The sequence below is a fragment of the Pseudomonadales bacterium genome (genome assembly GCA_041395945.1).
Taxonomy (GTDB): Bacteria; Pseudomonadota; Gammaproteobacteria; order Pseudomonadales; family Azotimanducaceae; genus SZUA-309.
Window position 1 is genome coordinate 347,020 of record JAWKZN010000001.1, and the last position, 15,811, is coordinate 362,830.

Sequence of the window (15,811 nt, forward strand, 5' to 3'; positions counted from 1 at the left end):
GCAGCGCGGAGCGCCGGAGCGAGGTCCGCTGCACCCCCGCCCACCCCCGCATACGGATCACCATTCCCGAGGCGAAAGATTGGACTCTATCGATGAATCTGCGCCAGCAGCCGATCCAGCGCCCCCGCAAAGGCATGCACATCCTTGTTCGACAGCGCCGCTGGCCCGCCGCTGATTGCCCCGCTGGAACGCAGTTCCTCCATCATGTCGCGCCGGGTCAGGTGTTCCTTGATGTTTTCCCGGGTGTAGAGCTGCCCGCGGGGGTTCAATGCGGTGCCACCTTTGCTGATGACCTCGTCGGCCAGGGGGATGTCCGCGGTGATGATGAGATCCCCCGCGCTCATCGCCTGCACAATGTGATTGTCCGCCACATCGAAACCGCCGGGTACGACGACTGCGGTGATGACCCTGGATGGCGGTGTACGCAGAAACTGATTGGCGACGAGGGTAGTGTGGATCTGCAGCCGTTCGGCGGCCCGGTAGAGCACGTCCTTGACCGGCTTCGGGCAGGCGTCCGCGTCGACCCAGATGCGCATGGTCAGTTCCCGATCAGCAGCAGTTCGGTCTGTCGACCGTCGATGTAGCGCACCGAAGTGCCATCGAAGAAGGCGTCTTCCTCGAGTTTGATGCGCACGCTGCGGTTCCAGCCTGCGATGGGACGCTCCGCGTAGAGTTCGATGGAGTAGGCGGTATTGGGATAGAGCGGATAGTCGCCACTGCCTGGCACGCCCTGCTGCTGGTCCCACATACCGATGGCGGGACCCGCAGCGTGTCCGTGGTAACCGATGGGGTGGGTGTAGATGGAGGCCACGATGTCTTCCTTCGCCGCCTGCTCCAGCGCTGCCCGGAGGATCTGATTGCCTGTCCGGCCGTTGGTGAATTCACCGGTCAGTATGTCCTGCAGCCGATTGCCGACCTTCAAGGCGTCTGCGAGGTCCTGCGGTGCGGTGTTTTCACCTTCGCGTAAAACGTAGGCGTGCTGCTGAGTGTCGGTGTTCAGGCCCAGGTAGGTGATGCCGAAATCGACGTGCAGAAGGTCGCCGGGTTGAATGGGTCCGCTGTCCCGGGTGCGTCTGAGCACCTCACTCCTGTGGTCGGTGCTATCAACCTCAGCCCGCTGTACGGATACCGAAGGATGAAACCAGTCGATCAGTCCCCGTGCGCGCACCCGCTCCCGGAACCACCAGACCAGATCCTCGGTGGTGGTCACGCCGGGTTGAATCGCCTTCCTGGAGAATCCTTCGCGGATGATCTCGTGGGCGATTGCGCAGATCTGCCGGTAGACGATCATCTCTTCCGCGGTGCGGGTTTCGAGCCAGCCGACGGCGAGAGACTGGGCGCTTGTCAGGCGCCGGCTCAATTCCGGGCCAAGCGCCCGGGTGAACGCCTGGTGTTCCGAATGGGTCAGGCCGTCGGCAAGCGCAAAATCTGCAGAGGTGTTGATGCCGATTCTCTCAGGATTGCGCTCAGCAATCAGCACCGCGGTGCGCCGCCACTGATCCGGCTCAGCTTCCGGATCCCAGGACTGGCGAAAGATTCGGCCCACATCGTAACGGGCGACAGCCAGTGTCTCGAGCGGCTGGTCTGCACCCGGATCATGGATCAGCAGTACCGTGCGTCGTCGTGCGGACAGCCAGGTTGCCGGCAGAAAGGTCTTCAGCACAGGATCCTCGTTGTACTCACGTCCGGCAATCACCCACAGATCGATGTCCGCGCGTCGCATCAGTTCGGGCAGTACGACGGTGGTGCGGCGTTCAAGCCAGGCATCCCGGATCTGTGCCTGAGCACGCAGATCCAGCACCAGCGATCCGGCTGTGGCGGCTTGAGAGAAGGCAACCAGCAGTGCCACTGACAGAGTTTTTCGCATCGTAAAGCGCAGGAGTTCAGCAATCGGACTATGGCTCATCAGGCGGATCCGACTGAAACTGTAGGGAGTGCAGTGTGTGGTAGAGGCCCTTGCGGGCGAGCAGTTCAGTGTGGGTGCCGATTTCTTCGACCCGTCCGTGGTGCAGAACCAGTACCCGGTCCGCCTCCTGAATGGTCTGCAGCCGGTGGGCGATCAGGATGGAGGTGCGACCCTTTGTCAGCTGGCGCAGGGCATCCTGAATCAGGAGCTCTGTTTCGGTGTCGATACTGGCGGTGGCTTCATCGAGCACAAGGATTTCGGGATCCGCTGCGAGCACCCGGGCGAAGGCCAGCAGCTGACGCTGCCCCTGGGAGAGATTCTGACCGCGCTCCGAAAGCTCGGTGTCATAGCCTTCGGGCAGAGACTGAATGAAGCCATGAGCGTTGACCCGCTCAGCCGCCTGTCTCGCGCGCTCCCGTGTGATCGTTGGATCACCGAGGGCGATGTTGTCGTAGATGCTGCCGGAAAAAATGTGGAAGTCCTGCAGGACCACCCCGATGCGGCGCCGCAGATCCCGGGTGTGAATCCGATTCAGATCGATGCCGTCGAGAAAGATCTGCCCGTCATTGAAATCATAGAAGCGGCCGAGCAGGCGGATCAGCGTGCTCTTCCCGGAGCCGGTGGGTCCGACAATGGCGAGTTTCTCACCGGGGTGGATCGTAAAACTGACATCGTGCAGCACCGGTGTGTTCGACAGGTAACCGAAACTCAGGTGTGAAAAACGCAGTTCACCCTTGAGCCGCTCCGGCAGCTGCACCGGATTTTTGGGTTCATGAATGATTTCGTCCCAGTCCAGTGCCTGGAAGATCCGTTCGCCGGATGCCATGGCGCGGAACAGCACATTGGTCTGCTCACCGAGGGCGACCACGGGCTGGAACAGCATGTCGATGAAACGGGTAAACAGAATGACTTCGCCGAGGGAGAGTTCGTTCTGAATGACGGCACCTCCGCCGTACCAGATGATCACGCCGAGGGCGATCTGGGCCATGCTGTCGGTAAAGGCGCCGTAGAGGGTCTCGAGTCTCGCACTCTTCAGTTCCCAGCGCTGGTTGTCTTTGTTGATGCGCGTGTAGCGCTCCAGATTGAAGCGCTGTCTGTCAGACAGCTGCACCACCTGCAGTCCGGCGAGGTTTTCCTGCAGATTCTGGTTCAGCGAAGACACGGTCATCCGCACCATGCGGAAGAGCTGACGGGTCGCCTGGCGGAAGTAGTAAGTGACAGTGCCCATTATCGGCAGCACCATCAGCAGCATCAGGGTGAGGGGCACGTCGATGGCCAGCATGATGGTGAGGGCGACGAAGAAAGGCACGAACTCACCGATCAGCGTGCCGACACCGCGCAGCAGTTCGTAGAGCGCCTCCACGTCGTTGGTGACCCGGGTCATCAGACGCCCTACGGCTACCCGGTCGTAGAAGGAGGAGGGCCGGGTCTCGAGATGCCGGAAGAGATCCAGGCGCAGATCCCGCAGACCGTTGATCACCGAGGAAATCAGGGTCATTCGATGGGCGTGTCCGGTCACGGCCCAGGCAGCGTAAATGAGGGTATAGAGTATGCAGGCCGCCAGCAGCGGAGGTATCGCGAAGGTCGCGACAATCCAGTCGGTGACCTCGACCATGCCGAGATCCGGCGTCATACCGGGTACGGTGCCGCGAATGATGTGATCAATCACCACCAGCGAGATGATCACGGGCAGCAGTACCTGCAGCGTCGAAGAAACCAGGATCAGCACGGCGCTGACAGCGAAGGTGACCCGATAGGGCTTCATCCAGCCGAGCAGCCGTCGCAGCAGCCTCAGGTTCAGCGCATTGCCAGACAGCTCCGCATCGAACATCGCGTAGTCGCGTTTGTCCGCCTGTGCCTGGGATTCGGCCATCAGGTCGACACTCCGAGTTCCCGGTAATCTGACTCTGCCGCGCCTTCCCGCTGGATACGCTCGAGCTCGGCGTAGAAGCCGCCGCTGGCGATCAGTTCTTCGTGACTGCCGGATTCGACGATACGGCCCGCTTCGAGAATGACGATGCGATCTGCATGGCGCGCGGTCGACACCCGATGGGAGACCAGCAGGGTGGTCTGGCCCCGTCGCAGACGCTTGAGTTCGGAGAGAATGTGTTCCTCGGTCTCAGTATCCACACTCGAGAAGCAGTCGTCGAGAATCAGCACCGGTGCTTCGCGGATCAGCCCCCGTGCCAGTGTGGCACGTTGTTTCTGGCCGCCGGAGAGAGTGACACCCCGCTCACCGATCAGTGTGTCGAGCTGATCGGGGAAGTTTTCGATGGTGTCGGTCAGATCGGCGGCGGTTGCGGCAGCCCAGATCTGATCCAGGGCGCGGTTCGGGTCATCGTAGGTGAGGTTGCTGCCCAGCGGCTCTGCGAACAGAAAGGGGTCCTGGGGCACCATGGCGATCTGAGAGCGGAGCTGGGAAATCGGATAGTCGTGCACGTCGTGACCATCCACCAGGATGGTGCCGGCGGGGGGATCCAGCAGCCGGACCAGCAGTTTCAGCAGGGTCGTTTTACCGGCGCCCACGCGCCCCATGATGGCCAGGCTCTCGCCTTCGCGGATGTCCAGGCTGACACGGTCGAGCACCTTCCCGGAGTGCTCGGCGTAGCGGAACGTCAGTTCGCGGATACTGATGGCACCGCGGATCATCCCGGGGGTCCGGCCACTCGGCGTATCCGCAATCTCCGGTGCCAGGTTCAGTATCTCGAAGAGGCGGTTGCTGGCGACCGCCGCACGCTGGAACAGGCTGATGATGAATCCGGCGACCCGGACTGGCTGCACCACCATGCCCACATACATGAAGAAAGCGATCAGACCGCCCGCACTGAGCTCGCCCTGGGTGACCAGGTAACCGCCGTAACCCAGGATGGTCACGGAACAGATGGCCGCCAGTGAGGGCATCCAGGCAGCCATCAGGGAATTTACTCGAGCCTGCTCGTAAAAGGCGTTTGCGTAGGCCTGATTGGTGTCGGCGAAGCGGAGAATCTCCTTCTCTTCCTGCACCATCGCCTGGATGGTGCGGATACCCGACAGATTCTCCTGCACGTGGGCACCGAGCTCGGAGAGTTTCGCCTGGACTTCTTCGGATGCCGCGGCCATCTGCAGAGCCGAGTAGCGCGCATAGATGAACACGAAGGGCAGCGGTGGCAGCAGCAGCAGTGTGAGCGACGGTGACAGATAGATCATGAAGCCGAAGCCGATCACAGTCGCATAGACCAGGATGACCAGAAGGATGGTTCCCATGGCGATCAGTCTCTGGATGAGACTGATGTCTGCCACCGCGCGGGTCATCATGTCGCCGATGGTATGGCGGTTGAAGAATTTTAAACCCTGGTACTGGAGTGCGTCATAGAGCGCCTCACGCAGATCGAAGGCGACCCGGATACCGGCGCTGCGAACCAGAAAACGGGCGCCGCTGACCACCAGGAAGCGTACGCTGACCGCACCGAAGATGGCGGCTACCGGCAGCAGCAGGTCCGAGTTTCCAGCTGCCAGGCGGTCAATGCCGAGGGCCAGGGACAGTGGCACCGTTGCTTCGAGCAGTCGGGAGAGACCGAAAGCCAGAATGCCGGCCCCCAGCCGCAGCCTGTAGCGGCCGACGAATTTCTTAAGTCGGAGGAGTGATCGAAACATCCCCTAGCCGGGTTTCTTAGAAACTTGCACTGTTCGGCACCCGTGGAAACGGAATCACGTCCCGGATGTTCTCCATACCGGTGACATAGAGCACCAGGCGCTCCAGGCCGAGACCGAAACCTGCGTGAGGTACGCTGCCGTAACGACGCAGATCCTTGTACCACCACAGTTCGTCGCCCAGCTGCTGCTGCGCCATGCGTCGCTCGAGAACGTCGAGCCGTTCTTCCCGCTGGCTGCCGCCGATGATTTCTCCGACACCGGGCACGAGCACGTCCATCGCTGCGACAGTTCGATCATCGTCATTCATGCGCATGTAGAAGGCTTTGATTTCCTTCGGATAGTCGATCACAACGACCGGTCCCTGGATGTGCTTTTCGGTCAGGAATCGCTCATGTTCGGATTGCAGATCGAGCCCCCATTTGACGGGGAACTCAAATTTCTCGCCACAACGCTCGAGAATGCCGACCGCCTCTGTGTAGGTGATCCGTTCGAACGGCTTGTTGATCACGGTTTCCAGCCGCTCGATCACAGTAGCGTCGATGTGCTCTGCGAAAAAGCGCATGTCGTCAGCTGATTGGTCGAGCACATCGGTGAAAACGGCCTTCAGCAGTCCTTCGGCCAGTGAGGCGTTGTCGTGAATATCTGCGAACGCGATTTCCGGCTCGATCATCCAGAACTCGGCGAGATGCCGCGAGGTGTTCGAGTTTTCTGCGCGGAAGGTCGGCCCGAAGGTGTAAACCTTCTTCATGGCCAGACAATAGCTTTCCACGTTGAGCTGGCCGGATACGGTGAGAAAGGTTTCAGTGCCGAAGAAATCTTCGCTGTATCCGGAAGCGGGGCGATTGAGCTGGTCGAGCGTGGAAACCCGAAACAGCTGTCCTGCGCCCTCACAATCGCTGGCGGTGATGATCGGTGTGTTCACCCACATGAAATCGTTGCGCTGGAGGTGTCCGTGCACGGCGTTTGCGATCACATTGCGTACCCGGGTAATTGCGCCGAATGTGTTCGTGCGCGGGCGCAGGTGCGCCACGCTGCGCAGATATTCGAAGGTGTGTCGCTTTTTGGCGATCGGATAGGTTTCCGGATCTTCCACCCACCCGAGAACTTCGACTTCGGCGGCCTGAATTTCCCGGTCCTGGCCTCGACCGGAAGACGCCACCAGGGTGCCGCGAATGCGCACCGCGCAGCCCGTGGATATCTCCAGTATCTCCTGCGTGTAGTTGGGCAGCGCACCGTCTGCGACGACCTGAACAGACGCGAGCGCTGAGCCGTCGTTTACCTCGATGAATGAAAAACCGCCTTTGGAGGTGCGGCGGGAGCGCACCCAGCCTTCTATGGCAGTGTCGCTGCCCACAGGAATATGATGATCGAGAATGGATCTGATGGATGTGACGGCCATAGGTATAGTGCTTTGGGCAGAGGTTGTCAGGGCGGGAATCATAATGGAAAACCGCGGTAGAGACTCTGATCACGTATCGACATCCCTCCAGAGCCGGAGAAATACTGGAGCCGTCCACCTGAATATGGAGTTTGGACAGTTATGAAGAATGACCTGGTAATTGGTGGCGTCGTGCTGGTCGTCATCGCGATCGGACTGTATTTTCTGCTCAGAGAACCGGGAACAGACAGCGTGCCTGCGGAGCCGGCTGGTGTGATTTCCGCACCGGTAACGGATACCGCGCCACCCGCAGACCCGATGCCGGCCGAAGAGTTGAGTATGCCGGCAACCGGCACCGCGCCCCCACCGGCGGCGCCTGCGCTGCCACCTCTGGCGGAGAGTGACGGATTGGTCCGGGAGACTCTGGCGCAGTCCGCACTGCCCCAGACCTGGCTTGCAAAAGAAGACCTGGTGCGAAGGCTGGCGGTGGTCATGGACAATGCCCGGAAGGGCGAATACCCGCGTCAGCAGCTAGCTTTTCTGGCCCCGGCCGGTAAGTTCGAGGTGATCCGGGAGGGTGATCGGCTGCTGGTTGATCCGATCAGCTATGAGCGCTTCGACGGCTATGTAGACACCCTGGAGTCGGTGGATCCTGTCCAGCTTGCCGGCTGGGTCTCAACTTTCGAACCGCTGATTTCCGAAGCGCTCGGTGAGCTTGGCAATCCCGGCGCAGTAGACGACCAGCTGGTCGCGGCGATTGATCTGCTGCTCGCCGTACCGGAACCGGGTGCAGAGGTCGAACTGGTGCAGCCTAAGGTGTTTTATGAATATGCGGACCCGGCACTGGAAGGCCTGCAACCTCTGCAGAAACAGCTTCTGCGGATGGGCCCGAGCAATGTCCGCAGGCTCAAGGACTATCTGACCCGGCTGCGTGCTGAGCTGGTGAAATAGCGCCCCGAAAGCTGCCGATCGGGAAGCTGGTTCTCAGCGAGTCGTCGTATCGGCGTCCTGGTCCGGCTTCAGCACGATCCCTCTGACGGTGCTCAGATCCACACCGTTGCGGAAAGGGGCGTGCTGTTCGACATATTCGATGTCGTGCGTGACATGCGCCCTCTCGCTTCTGAGATAGTGGGCCACGGCGCGGCGGAACTCGGGATCCCGGATCCAGTGCGCACTGTAGGTCGCTTCGGGGAGGTAACCGCGCGCCACTTTGTGGCTGCCCTGGGCGCCCGCTTCCACCCTTTTGAGTCCACGCTCGATGGCGAAATCGATGGCCTGGTAGTAGCAGGTTTCGAAATGGAGGAAGGGGTGATATTCCACTGCGCCCCAGTTGCGTCCGTAGAGGGTGTCTGTGCCAATGAAGTTGAGTGCGCCTGCCACATACCGACCCTCACGCCTGCACAGAATCAGCAGCACGTGTTCTGCCAGGGTTGCACTGATGTGGCTGAAGAAAGAGCGGGTCAGGTAGGGTGATCCCCATTTGCGACCGCCGGTATCGAGATAAAAACGGTAGAAGGCGTCCCAGTGTGATTCGGTGAGATCGTCGCCGCTGACCCATTCGATACTGATGCCGTTCTCCAGCGCTTCGCGTCGCTCCCGCCTCAGGTTCTTGCGCTTCTTCGCGGACAGATCGGCGAGGAAATCGTCGAAGCTGCGATACCCCGGGTTGTGCCAGTGGTACTGCTGATCGATGCGCTGCAGATAGCCGAGTTCGCCCGCCGTCTGCCACTGGTCTTTGGGCATGAAGGTGATGTGTGCTGAGCTCAGCTCGACCTGCTCGCAGATCTGCGCACAGGCGGAAAGCAGCGCAGCGTCCGTTGCCGGGCCGGCATCCGCGGAGAGCAGGCGACGGCCTGTCGCGGGTGTGAAGGGGACACTGACCTGAAGTTTCGGGTAGTAATTCCTGCCCGCACGGTGCCAGGCGTCAGCCCAGGCATGGTCGAATACGTACTCACCCTGGGAGTGGCCTTTCACATACATCGGCACGGTACCAAGCACCTGTGTCCCCGGTCCGCTCTGCCCGGCGTCTGCCCCTTCCTCAAGCACCAGATGAAAGGGCTGCCAGCCCGTTTCCGTGCAGGCGCTGCCGCTTTCTTCCAGGGCCGAGAAGAATTCATGGCTCAGAAAGGGATTGAATGGTAACCCTTCCGGATTGGCACAACGGTTCCAGACACGGGCTTCGATTTCATTGATGCTGTGGAGAATTCTGGCTCTGCGTTCGGTCAATCTGACGCCTCGTTTCCGGACTTCATGAAAAAATCACATCGGTAGTTGTACCATAGGTGCCTTCTGCGGCCCATGAAGCGCCGCGGCCCGCAGTCCATCGCGGCGCACAGAAGTTAAGGCAGATACCGGACAAAGCGGATGGGAGACACTGACCAGTCAGATTCTGTGCGGGACAAGCGCGCGCTGCTGAGCGAGCTGAAGATCGATCGAAGCACTTCCACGTCCGATCGCGGCCGGCCGCTGAAGTGGTTCATCGCTGTGGCACTCGCTGGCGGCCTGGTCTTTGTGGGTCTGTTCGTCGACTTTTCTCCCCGGGCGATCCCGGTCAGTACTGCACCGGCCCAGGCGGCGGCCCAGGCGTCGAGTGGCGACAGTGTGCTCGATGCGACCGGCTACGTGGTGGCCCGCAGGCAGGCCACGGTGAGCGCGAAGACAACGGGTAAGGTGATCCGTGTGCTTATTGAAGAGGGAGATCGGGTCACCCGGGATCAGCTGCTTGCAGTACTCGACGATACCATTCCCCGCGCACAGTTCGAGCTCAGCGAATCCCAGTACCGGGCGGCGAGTGCCGGTCTGGCGGAACTGCGGGTGCAGCTGAAACAGGCAGAGCTGGACCTGCAGCGGACGGCGGAACTCGCCGGGAGACAGCTGGCCAGTCAGGCGGATCTGGACCGGGACGGCCTGAACGTGGAAGCACTGACTGCGCGCCTGGCCCGGGCCAGTGCCGAAGTGGTCGTTGCCGAGCGCAGCCTGGATGTGCAGCGGCGCCTGCTCGATGATATGGAAATCCGCGCACCTTTTGCCGGCATCGTGGTGGCCAAAGCTGCGCAGCCGGGAGAGATGATCTCGCCGGTGTCCGCAGGCGGAGGGTTCACCCGTACCGGAATCTGCACCATCGTCGACATGGATTCCCTGGAAGTGGAAGTCGATGTGAACGAGTCCTACATCAATCGGGTGTATCCGGAGCAGCCGGTGCAGGTGACGCTGAATGCTTATCCCCAGGACGGCTATCAGGCGCGTGTGATTGCCATTATTCCTACTGCGGATCGCAGTAAGGCGACGGTGCGGGTGCGGGTGGGGCTGGAGGAGCGGGATGACCGGGTGCTGCCTGATATGGGTGTGCGGGTCGCATTCCTGGAAGTGACGGAAACAGCCGCCGAACCCGGGCAGGAAGGGGTACTGGTACCCTCCAGCGCGGTGGTCTCCGACGCCGGGGGATCCTATGTGTTCGTGGTCAGAGGTGATCGGGCTGAGCGTCGTGGGATCGAGACCGGTGGCGAGGCAGGATCAAAGATGCGCATCATCAATGGACTGGTGACCGGGGAGCGGGTCGTGCTGGCCGTGTCGGCCGAGTTGCAGGCACGTCTCGAAGCGGGAGAAGCCATCACGCTACTGAACTGAAAGGGGAGATCGGAACCATGTCGGACCTGGTGTTCTGCAGGGATGTGACGAAGCGGTTTGTGAAGGGCAGAGAGACTGTTGATGTGCTCGACGGTATCAATCTCAGTGTGGCTGCGGGAGATTTTCTCGCGCTGATGGGCCCATCCGGCAGCGGCAAGTCCACTCTGCTCAACCTCATCGGCGGTCTGGATCATCCGACTTCAGGAGAGGTGATCGTTGCCGGTGAAAATCTCAACCGGATGTCGAGCCGGGCACTGGCCCGCTGGCGGTCGGAAAACGTCGGGTTTATTTTTCAGTTCTACAACCTGCTGCCGGTGCTCACGGCGCGCCGGAATGTGGAACTGCCGCTGCTGCTGACACGACTGTCGCGGGCGGAGCGGATCCGCAACACGGATATTGCGCTGGAGATCGTGGGCCTGGGTGATCGCGCGGGGCATAAGCCCGGCGAACTCTCGGGTGGTCAGCAGCAGCGGGTGGCGATTGCCCGCGCGCTGGTAGCAGACCCGAAACTGCTGGTCTGTGATGAGCCTACCGGTGACCTGGACCGCCAGACGGCGGATGACATCCTGGGCCTGCTCGAAACCCTCAACCGGGACCACGGTAAAACGGTGATCATGGTCACCCACGATCCGAAAGCGGCCAGCCATGCGGGGAAGACACTGCACATGGACAAGGGGCGTCTGGTTGAGGAGGCTGTGTCATGAAGCTGTTTGGGCTCATGTGGTCGAATCTCTTCCGGAAACGTACACGCACCGTGCTGACCATGCTCTCCGTGGCAATCGCCTTCCTGCTTTTCATGCTGTTGCGCACGGTCGCGGGTGCGTTCGAGACGGGCGGTAACCTGATCGGCGTCGATCGGCTGATTGCGTCACCCAAGTACTCGATCGTCGACTCCCTGCCGATGAGCCAGAAGCAGCAGATTCTGGCGGTGGACGGCGTGGCAGCAGTCACCCAGCAGCAATGGTTCGGAGGCGTCTACCAGGACCCTAAGAACTTCTTTCCGAAATACCCGGTGGAACCCCGGGAGTTTTTCGCGATGTACAACGAACTGCAGATTGATCCGGCCCAGCTCGATGCCTTCGCCGCGAAACGTACCGCGGCGGTTGCCGAGCAGGAACTGGCGGACGAATACGGCTGGAAGATCGGTGATGTGATCCCCATCGAAGCGGACATCTGGCCGAAAGAAGGTGGGGATCGAAGCTGGGAATTTGAACTGGTGGGGACCTATGTCAGTACCGAGGGCCGCAATCCGGTGCTGCTGTTTCAGTACCAGTATTTCACCGAGGCGGTAGCGAGCTTCGGCAAGGACCAGGTGGGCTGGTGGACCGTGCGGCTCAGCGACCCTGCCCGTGCGGAAGAAATCGCCCGGGTGATCGACAGGCTGTTCGAAAATTCTCCGAACCCCACCCGCACGGCGACCGAGGATGAATTCGCCCGTCAGTTCGCCAGCCAGCTGGGTGATATCGGCTTCCTCACCACGGTGATCATGGCCGCGGTGTTCTTCACCATTGTGCTGTTGACCGGCAACACCATGAGTCAGGCGCTGCGGGAGCGGATACCGGAGCTGGCAGTGCTGAAGACCCTGGGGTTTACGGACACCAGTGTTTCGATGCTGGTGCTCGGCGAGGCGGTTCTGTTGTGTGTGGTCGGTGCACTGGCCGGTATCGGCCTGGCGTACGGGCTGATATCGGCGATAGGCCCGTCGCTGGAAGGCATGCTGGGCACCTTCGAGTTGTCGTTTGATCTGGCAGGCTATGCGCTGATTCTCGCTGTTCTGGTCGGTCTGGTGATCGGTGGACTGCCTGCTCTGAGCGCCCGCCGGCTGACGATAACCGACGCGCTGCGGGTGCGCTGAAAGATGTTCGCCCAGATTTTCGAGATCACCCTGATGAATCTGCGCAACCTGCCAGCCCGGATCGGTTCCTCTTCGGTGATCGTCGTCGGTATCGCCGGTGTGGTCGCTGTGCTGATCGGCGTGCTGTCCATGGCGGCGGGATTCACTGCAGCACTCGAAGGCTCCAGCATGCCGGGGCGGGCGATCGTGCTGAGGGATGGCAGCAACAACGAACTCTCCAGCGGCATCAGCGTGGAGGAATTCAATATTCTCGCGCGTATGGAAGGGGTGAAACTGGCCAGCGACGAGCTGTACGTGGTGGCCGACGTGCCCAAGCGGGATACCGGTACGCCCGCAAATCTGGTGATTCGCGGAATGCGCCAGGCTGGTATCGACGTGCGGCCGGAAATGCACCTGGTGCAGGGCCGGCTGTTTGAAGCCGGCAAAGGGGAGATCATTGTCGGCGTGAAGGCGGCGAGTGAGTTTGCGGGACTGTCACTGGGTGATGTGGTGGAATTCCGGGAGAGTGGCTGGACAGTGGTGGGCACTTTCACCACGGGCGGAAGCGCCTATGAGTCGGAGGTCTGGGCCGACCTGCCGGTCGCCCAGACGAGTTTCCGGCGAGGTGGCACCCTCTCCTCAGCGCGGGTACTGCTCGAGGATCCATCCGCTGCAGTGTCAGTCAACAAGCGTATCCAGGCAGATCCCCGGCTGGATATCGCACTGACGACCGAGGAAGAATTTTTTGCCGGTCAGAGCGAAGATCGCTCCGAGCTGATCAATACCTTCGGCTATGCAGTGGCCGCGATCATGGCCATTGGGGCGGTATTTGCTGCGTTGAATACCATGTATTCGGCGGTCAGTGCCCGCACTGTCGAGATCGCCACCCTGCGTGCTCTGGGCTTCTCCAATGTACCCGTAGTCGTGTCGGTCATGATCGAGGCCATTTTCCTGGCACTCGTTGGCGGACTGGTGGGCGGGATTCTGGTCTATCTGCTCTTCGACGGTTACACCGCCTCCACTCTCAACAACGCGTCGTTTTCCCAGGTCGCCTTTGACTTCGCAGTGACCGGTGAACTGATGATGCTGGGCATAGCCTGGGCATTGGGGCTTGGGCTGGTCGGCGGGCTGTTTCCGGCGGTGCGTGCCGCACGGCTGCCGATCACTGTGGCGCTGCGGGGTGAGTGAGTGCCGCTGAGGAACTGTGGAATCTACGAAGGGTCGGATGCGGTACGGCGTGAAACAATGCACCCTGATCAGGATCTGAAGAGCGATTTTTCAAGAGTGATAGAGCTATGAATGCAAAAGAGTCCCTCGACAGTCTGTTAAAGAACCTGCGAACCCAGCGCGACGAGTTGAAGGTACAAATGCATCTGGCGAAAGCCGAAGTGCGGGAAGAGTGGCAGTCCCTCGAGAAGCAATGGGAGCATGTCGAGTCGAAACTTGAGCGGGTGGCAGACGAGACCAAGGAGTCTGCGGGAGAAGTTGGCGCTGCACTGTCCCAGGTCGCGGAGGAACTGGGCGAAGCCTACAAGCGAATCCGTAAGTCTCTGCGCTGAAGCTTGCCGGGCCCAGACCAGATTGGCCTCATATCGACCGCCGGGCTTAAAACCGGGTCCAGATAGAGGTGGTCAAAACACGCCGGCCTCCAGGCCTGCTGCGAGTGTCAGCCCCAGTTCCTCGGCGCGGGCAATATCGGCTGTTTCAACCATGCCTCGGACGATGAGGGGCTCCTGAACTTCCTTGAAGGGATAGCCGTTGGCAATTCTGCGCACGGCCCTCACAGCACCCGTGCCGTCGTTACCCGCGCTGACAAACAGCGCATAGGGTAACGAGAGAATTTTCCCTTCAACCGGGTAGAAGGTGCGATCGAGGAAGTCCTTCATACCGCCGGACATGTAGCCGAAGTTCTCCGGTGTGCCCAGCAGCAATCCATCCGCCCATAGCAGGTCCTGCGGGCCTGCGTCGGCAGCGCGCAGGCATCTGACTTCGACATTCTCCACGAGCGCATCCGACGCACCTCGACAGACCGCCTCGGCGAGGCGACCGGTGTTGCCGGTCTGGGTATGGTAAACCACGAGCAGATGTTTCATGCCGTCGTACAGAGTCTGGCGAGAGAGACGCGAGTATACTGCGCGCGTCATCTGCGCCACAGACCGTGCCTCGACAGGGAACAGCGTGACGGGATCTGTTCGTAGCACTCAGGGCAACAGCCAATGCAACTCAGAGATATCGAGGAAGCACGACGCACCATCGCCGGCCAGGTTCTGGTAACTCCCCTGATGCGTTCGGAAACCCTTTCCAGACTGACCGGTGCTGAACTCTCGCTCAAATTCGAGAACCTGCAGTTCACCGCATCGTTCAAGGAGCGCGGTGCTCTCAACTGCCTGCGCAAGCTCACCGCCAGCGAGCGCAGACAGGGCGTGATCGCGATGAGCGCGGGCAATCATGCCCAGGCGCTCGCCTATCACGGCCAGCGCCTCGGTGTGCCTACGTGCATCGTCATGCCGCGATTCACGCCGAATGCCAAGGTGGAGCAGACGCGGGTGTTCGGTGCCGATGTGCATCTGCATGGTGCCCAGTTCGACGAGGCCCGTGAGTATGCCTACCGACTGGCAACCGAACGGAACCTGACGCTGGTCCATCCCTATGACGATCCCCGGGTGATTGCCGGTCAGGGTACGGTGGGACTGGAAATTCTTGAACAGATGCCCGATGTGGAGTGCATCGTGGTGCCGGTGGGTGGCGGTGGTCTGATCAGCGGCATTGCCACAGCTGTGAAAGCACTGGCCCCCCGGGTCGAGATCATCGGCGTTCAGGTGCGCCGCTTTGCCGCTGCCTACAATGCTTTTCACAATGTCGCGGAAACACCTTCTCTGCAGGGTACGGTCGCTGAAGGTATTGCTGTCAAAACCCCCGGCACCCACACACTGCCTGTAATCCGCCGACTGGTGGATGATGTACTGCTGGTGGGTGAGGAACAGGTCGAGCAGGCGGTGTTCACTCTGCTGGAGATCGAGAAAACCGTGGTGGAAGGTGCGGGCGCGGTCGGTCTGGCGGCAGTCCGGGCCAGTCCTGAACGGTTCGCCGGTCGCAGGACCCTGCTGGTGCTGTCCGGCGGCAACATAGACATGATGATTCTGGCAACCGTACTGCAGCGCGGCATGGTGCGCAGCGGCAGGCTGGTGCGTCTGAAAGTGGAGATTCCCGACGTGCCGGGAGCACTCGGCCAGCTCACCCAGATTCTCGGTGAGCTGGACAGCAACATCGTCGACATCGTGCACCAGCGGGCTTTCGGTGGTTCATCGGTGCGGGCGACCCTGGTGGAACTGTCACTACAGATGCGTGGCGAGGAGCAGGTAGATCAGGTCGTCACCGGGTTGCAGGCGCGCGGCTACGATGTGTCTCTGGTCCGCTGACCGCCTGCACGGCG

General features: G+C 61.0%; 14 protein-coding genes. 7 read left to right on the forward strand and 7 right to left on the reverse strand.

All coding sequences use genetic code 11. The annotated features are described in order from the left end of the window. Positions 1-86: 86 nt before the first annotated feature. From R3E82_01645 to asnS, 5 genes are read right to left on the reverse strand one after another with little or no spacing between them, the layout of a single operon-like run. A complete protein-coding gene (locus R3E82_01645; protein ID MEZ5549571.1) occupies positions 87-536 on the reverse strand; it encodes a YaiI/YqxD family protein in 450 nt (149 codons plus the stop codon). 2 nt (positions 537-538) lie between these two features. Next, a complete protein-coding gene (locus tag R3E82_01650) occupies positions 539-1,906 on the reverse strand; it encodes a M24 family metallopeptidase (protein ID MEZ5549572.1) in 1,368 nt (455 codons plus the stop codon). Beyond that, entirely contained in the window at positions 1,896-3,779 is a 1,884-nt protein-coding gene (locus tag R3E82_01655; GenBank protein ID MEZ5549573.1) for an ABC transporter ATP-binding protein, read from the reverse strand. Before R3E82_01655 ends, R3E82_01650 begins: the two co-directional genes overlap by 11 nt. Continuing rightward, on the reverse strand, positions 3,779-5,539 hold the full coding sequence (locus tag R3E82_01660; protein ID MEZ5549574.1) for an ABC transporter ATP-binding protein: 1,761 nt from the start codon (positions 5,537-5,539) through the stop codon (positions 3,779-3,781). The genes R3E82_01655 and R3E82_01660 overlap by 1 nt, the downstream gene beginning before the upstream one ends. Before the next feature lie 16 nt (positions 5,540-5,555). Then, on the reverse strand, positions 5,556-6,938 hold the full coding sequence (gene asnS, locus R3E82_01665; GenBank protein MEZ5549575.1) for an asparagine--tRNA ligase: 1,383 nt from the start codon (positions 6,936-6,938) through the stop codon (positions 5,556-5,558). A 141-nt stretch (positions 6,939-7,079) separates the two neighbouring features. Between asnS and R3E82_01670 the strand changes: the two genes are divergently transcribed. After that, entirely contained in the window at positions 7,080-7,868 is a 789-nt protein-coding gene (locus tag R3E82_01670) for a DUF3014 domain-containing protein (GenBank protein ID MEZ5549576.1), read from the forward strand. Positions 7,869-7,901: 33 nt separating this feature from the next. Here R3E82_01670 and R3E82_01675 read toward each other — a convergent pair whose 3' ends face one another. Then, positions 7,902-9,143, reverse strand: a complete 1,242-nt coding sequence (locus R3E82_01675) for a GNAT family N-acetyltransferase (GenBank protein ID MEZ5549577.1) — start codon at positions 9,141-9,143, stop codon at positions 7,902-7,904. 138 nt (positions 9,144-9,281) lie between these two features. Between R3E82_01675 and R3E82_01680 the strand changes: the two genes are divergently transcribed. From R3E82_01680 to R3E82_01700, 5 genes are all read left to right on the forward strand, one after another. Continuing rightward, positions 9,282-10,544: an efflux RND transporter periplasmic adaptor subunit gene (locus R3E82_01680; protein ID MEZ5549578.1), complete on the forward strand. Its 1,263-nt coding sequence runs from the start codon at positions 9,282-9,284 to the stop codon at positions 10,542-10,544. A 17-nt stretch (positions 10,545-10,561) separates the two neighbouring features. Beyond that, a complete protein-coding gene (locus R3E82_01685; protein ID MEZ5549579.1) occupies positions 10,562-11,248 on the forward strand; it encodes an ABC transporter ATP-binding protein in 687 nt (228 codons plus the stop codon). Further along, positions 11,245-12,399 (forward strand): ABC transporter permease, encoded by a 1,155-nt coding sequence (locus tag R3E82_01690; protein ID MEZ5549580.1) that lies wholly within the window; start codon positions 11,245-11,247, stop codon positions 12,397-12,399. The genes R3E82_01685 and R3E82_01690 overlap by 4 nt, the downstream gene beginning before the upstream one ends. Before the next feature lie 3 nt (positions 12,400-12,402). Further along, complete coding sequence (locus R3E82_01695; protein ID MEZ5549581.1) at positions 12,403-13,566, forward strand: FtsX-like permease family protein; 1,164 nt, start codon at positions 12,403-12,405, stop codon at positions 13,564-13,566. A 107-nt stretch (positions 13,567-13,673) separates the two neighbouring features. Further along, positions 13,674-13,937, forward strand: a complete 264-nt coding sequence (locus R3E82_01700; GenBank protein MEZ5549582.1) for a hypothetical protein — start codon at positions 13,674-13,676, stop codon at positions 13,935-13,937. 72 nt (positions 13,938-14,009) lie between these two features. On the opposite strand, the gene R3E82_01705 is transcribed toward R3E82_01700, so the two are convergent. Beyond that, entirely contained in the window at positions 14,010-14,471 is a 462-nt protein-coding gene (locus tag R3E82_01705; protein MEZ5549583.1) for an NAD(P)H-dependent oxidoreductase, read from the reverse strand. A gap of 123 nt (positions 14,472-14,594) precedes the next feature. Here R3E82_01705 and R3E82_01710 point away from each other — a divergent pair, with 123 nt between their 5' ends. Further along, on the forward strand, positions 14,595-15,797 hold the full coding sequence (locus R3E82_01710) for a threonine ammonia-lyase (protein MEZ5549584.1): 1,203 nt from the start codon (positions 14,595-14,597) through the stop codon (positions 15,795-15,797). Positions 15,798-15,811: the final 14 nt, after the last annotated feature.

Excerpts from the sequence above, each read along its gene's own strand:
- R3E82_01645 (MEZ5549571.1), bottom strand. The coding sequence starts at position 536 with ATGCGCATCTGGGTCGACGCGGACGCCTGCCCGAAGCCGGTCAAGGAC.
- R3E82_01650 (MEZ5549572.1), bottom strand. The coding sequence starts at position 1,906 with ATGAGCCATAGTCCGATTGCTGAACTCCTGCGCTTTACGATGCGAAAA.
- R3E82_01655 (MEZ5549573.1), bottom strand. The coding sequence starts at position 3,779 with ATGGCCGAATCCCAGGCACAGGCGGACAAACGCGACTACGCGATGTTC.
- R3E82_01660 (MEZ5549574.1), bottom strand. The coding sequence starts at position 5,539 with ATGTTTCGATCACTCCTCCGACTTAAGAAATTCGTCGGCCGCTACAGG.
- asnS (MEZ5549575.1), bottom strand. The coding sequence starts at position 6,938 with ATGGCCGTCACATCCATCAGATCCATTCTCGATCATCATATTCCTGTG.
- R3E82_01670 (MEZ5549576.1), top strand. The coding sequence starts at position 7,080 with ATGAAGAATGACCTGGTAATTGGTGGCGTCGTGCTGGTCGTCATCGCG.
- R3E82_01680 (MEZ5549578.1), top strand. The coding sequence starts at position 9,282 with ATGGGAGACACTGACCAGTCAGATTCTGTGCGGGACAAGCGCGCGCTG.
- R3E82_01685 (MEZ5549579.1), top strand. The coding sequence starts at position 10,562 with ATGTCGGACCTGGTGTTCTGCAGGGATGTGACGAAGCGGTTTGTGAAG.
- R3E82_01690 (MEZ5549580.1), top strand. The coding sequence starts at position 11,245 with ATGAAGCTGTTTGGGCTCATGTGGTCGAATCTCTTCCGGAAACGTACA.
- R3E82_01695 (MEZ5549581.1), top strand. The coding sequence starts at position 12,403 with ATGTTCGCCCAGATTTTCGAGATCACCCTGATGAATCTGCGCAACCTG.
- R3E82_01700 (MEZ5549582.1), top strand. The coding sequence starts at position 13,674 with ATGAATGCAAAAGAGTCCCTCGACAGTCTGTTAAAGAACCTGCGAACC.
- R3E82_01705 (MEZ5549583.1), bottom strand. The coding sequence starts at position 14,471 with ATGAAACATCTGCTCGTGGTTTACCATACCCAGACCGGCAACACCGGT.
- R3E82_01710 (MEZ5549584.1), top strand. The coding sequence starts at position 14,595 with ATGCAACTCAGAGATATCGAGGAAGCACGACGCACCATCGCCGGCCAG.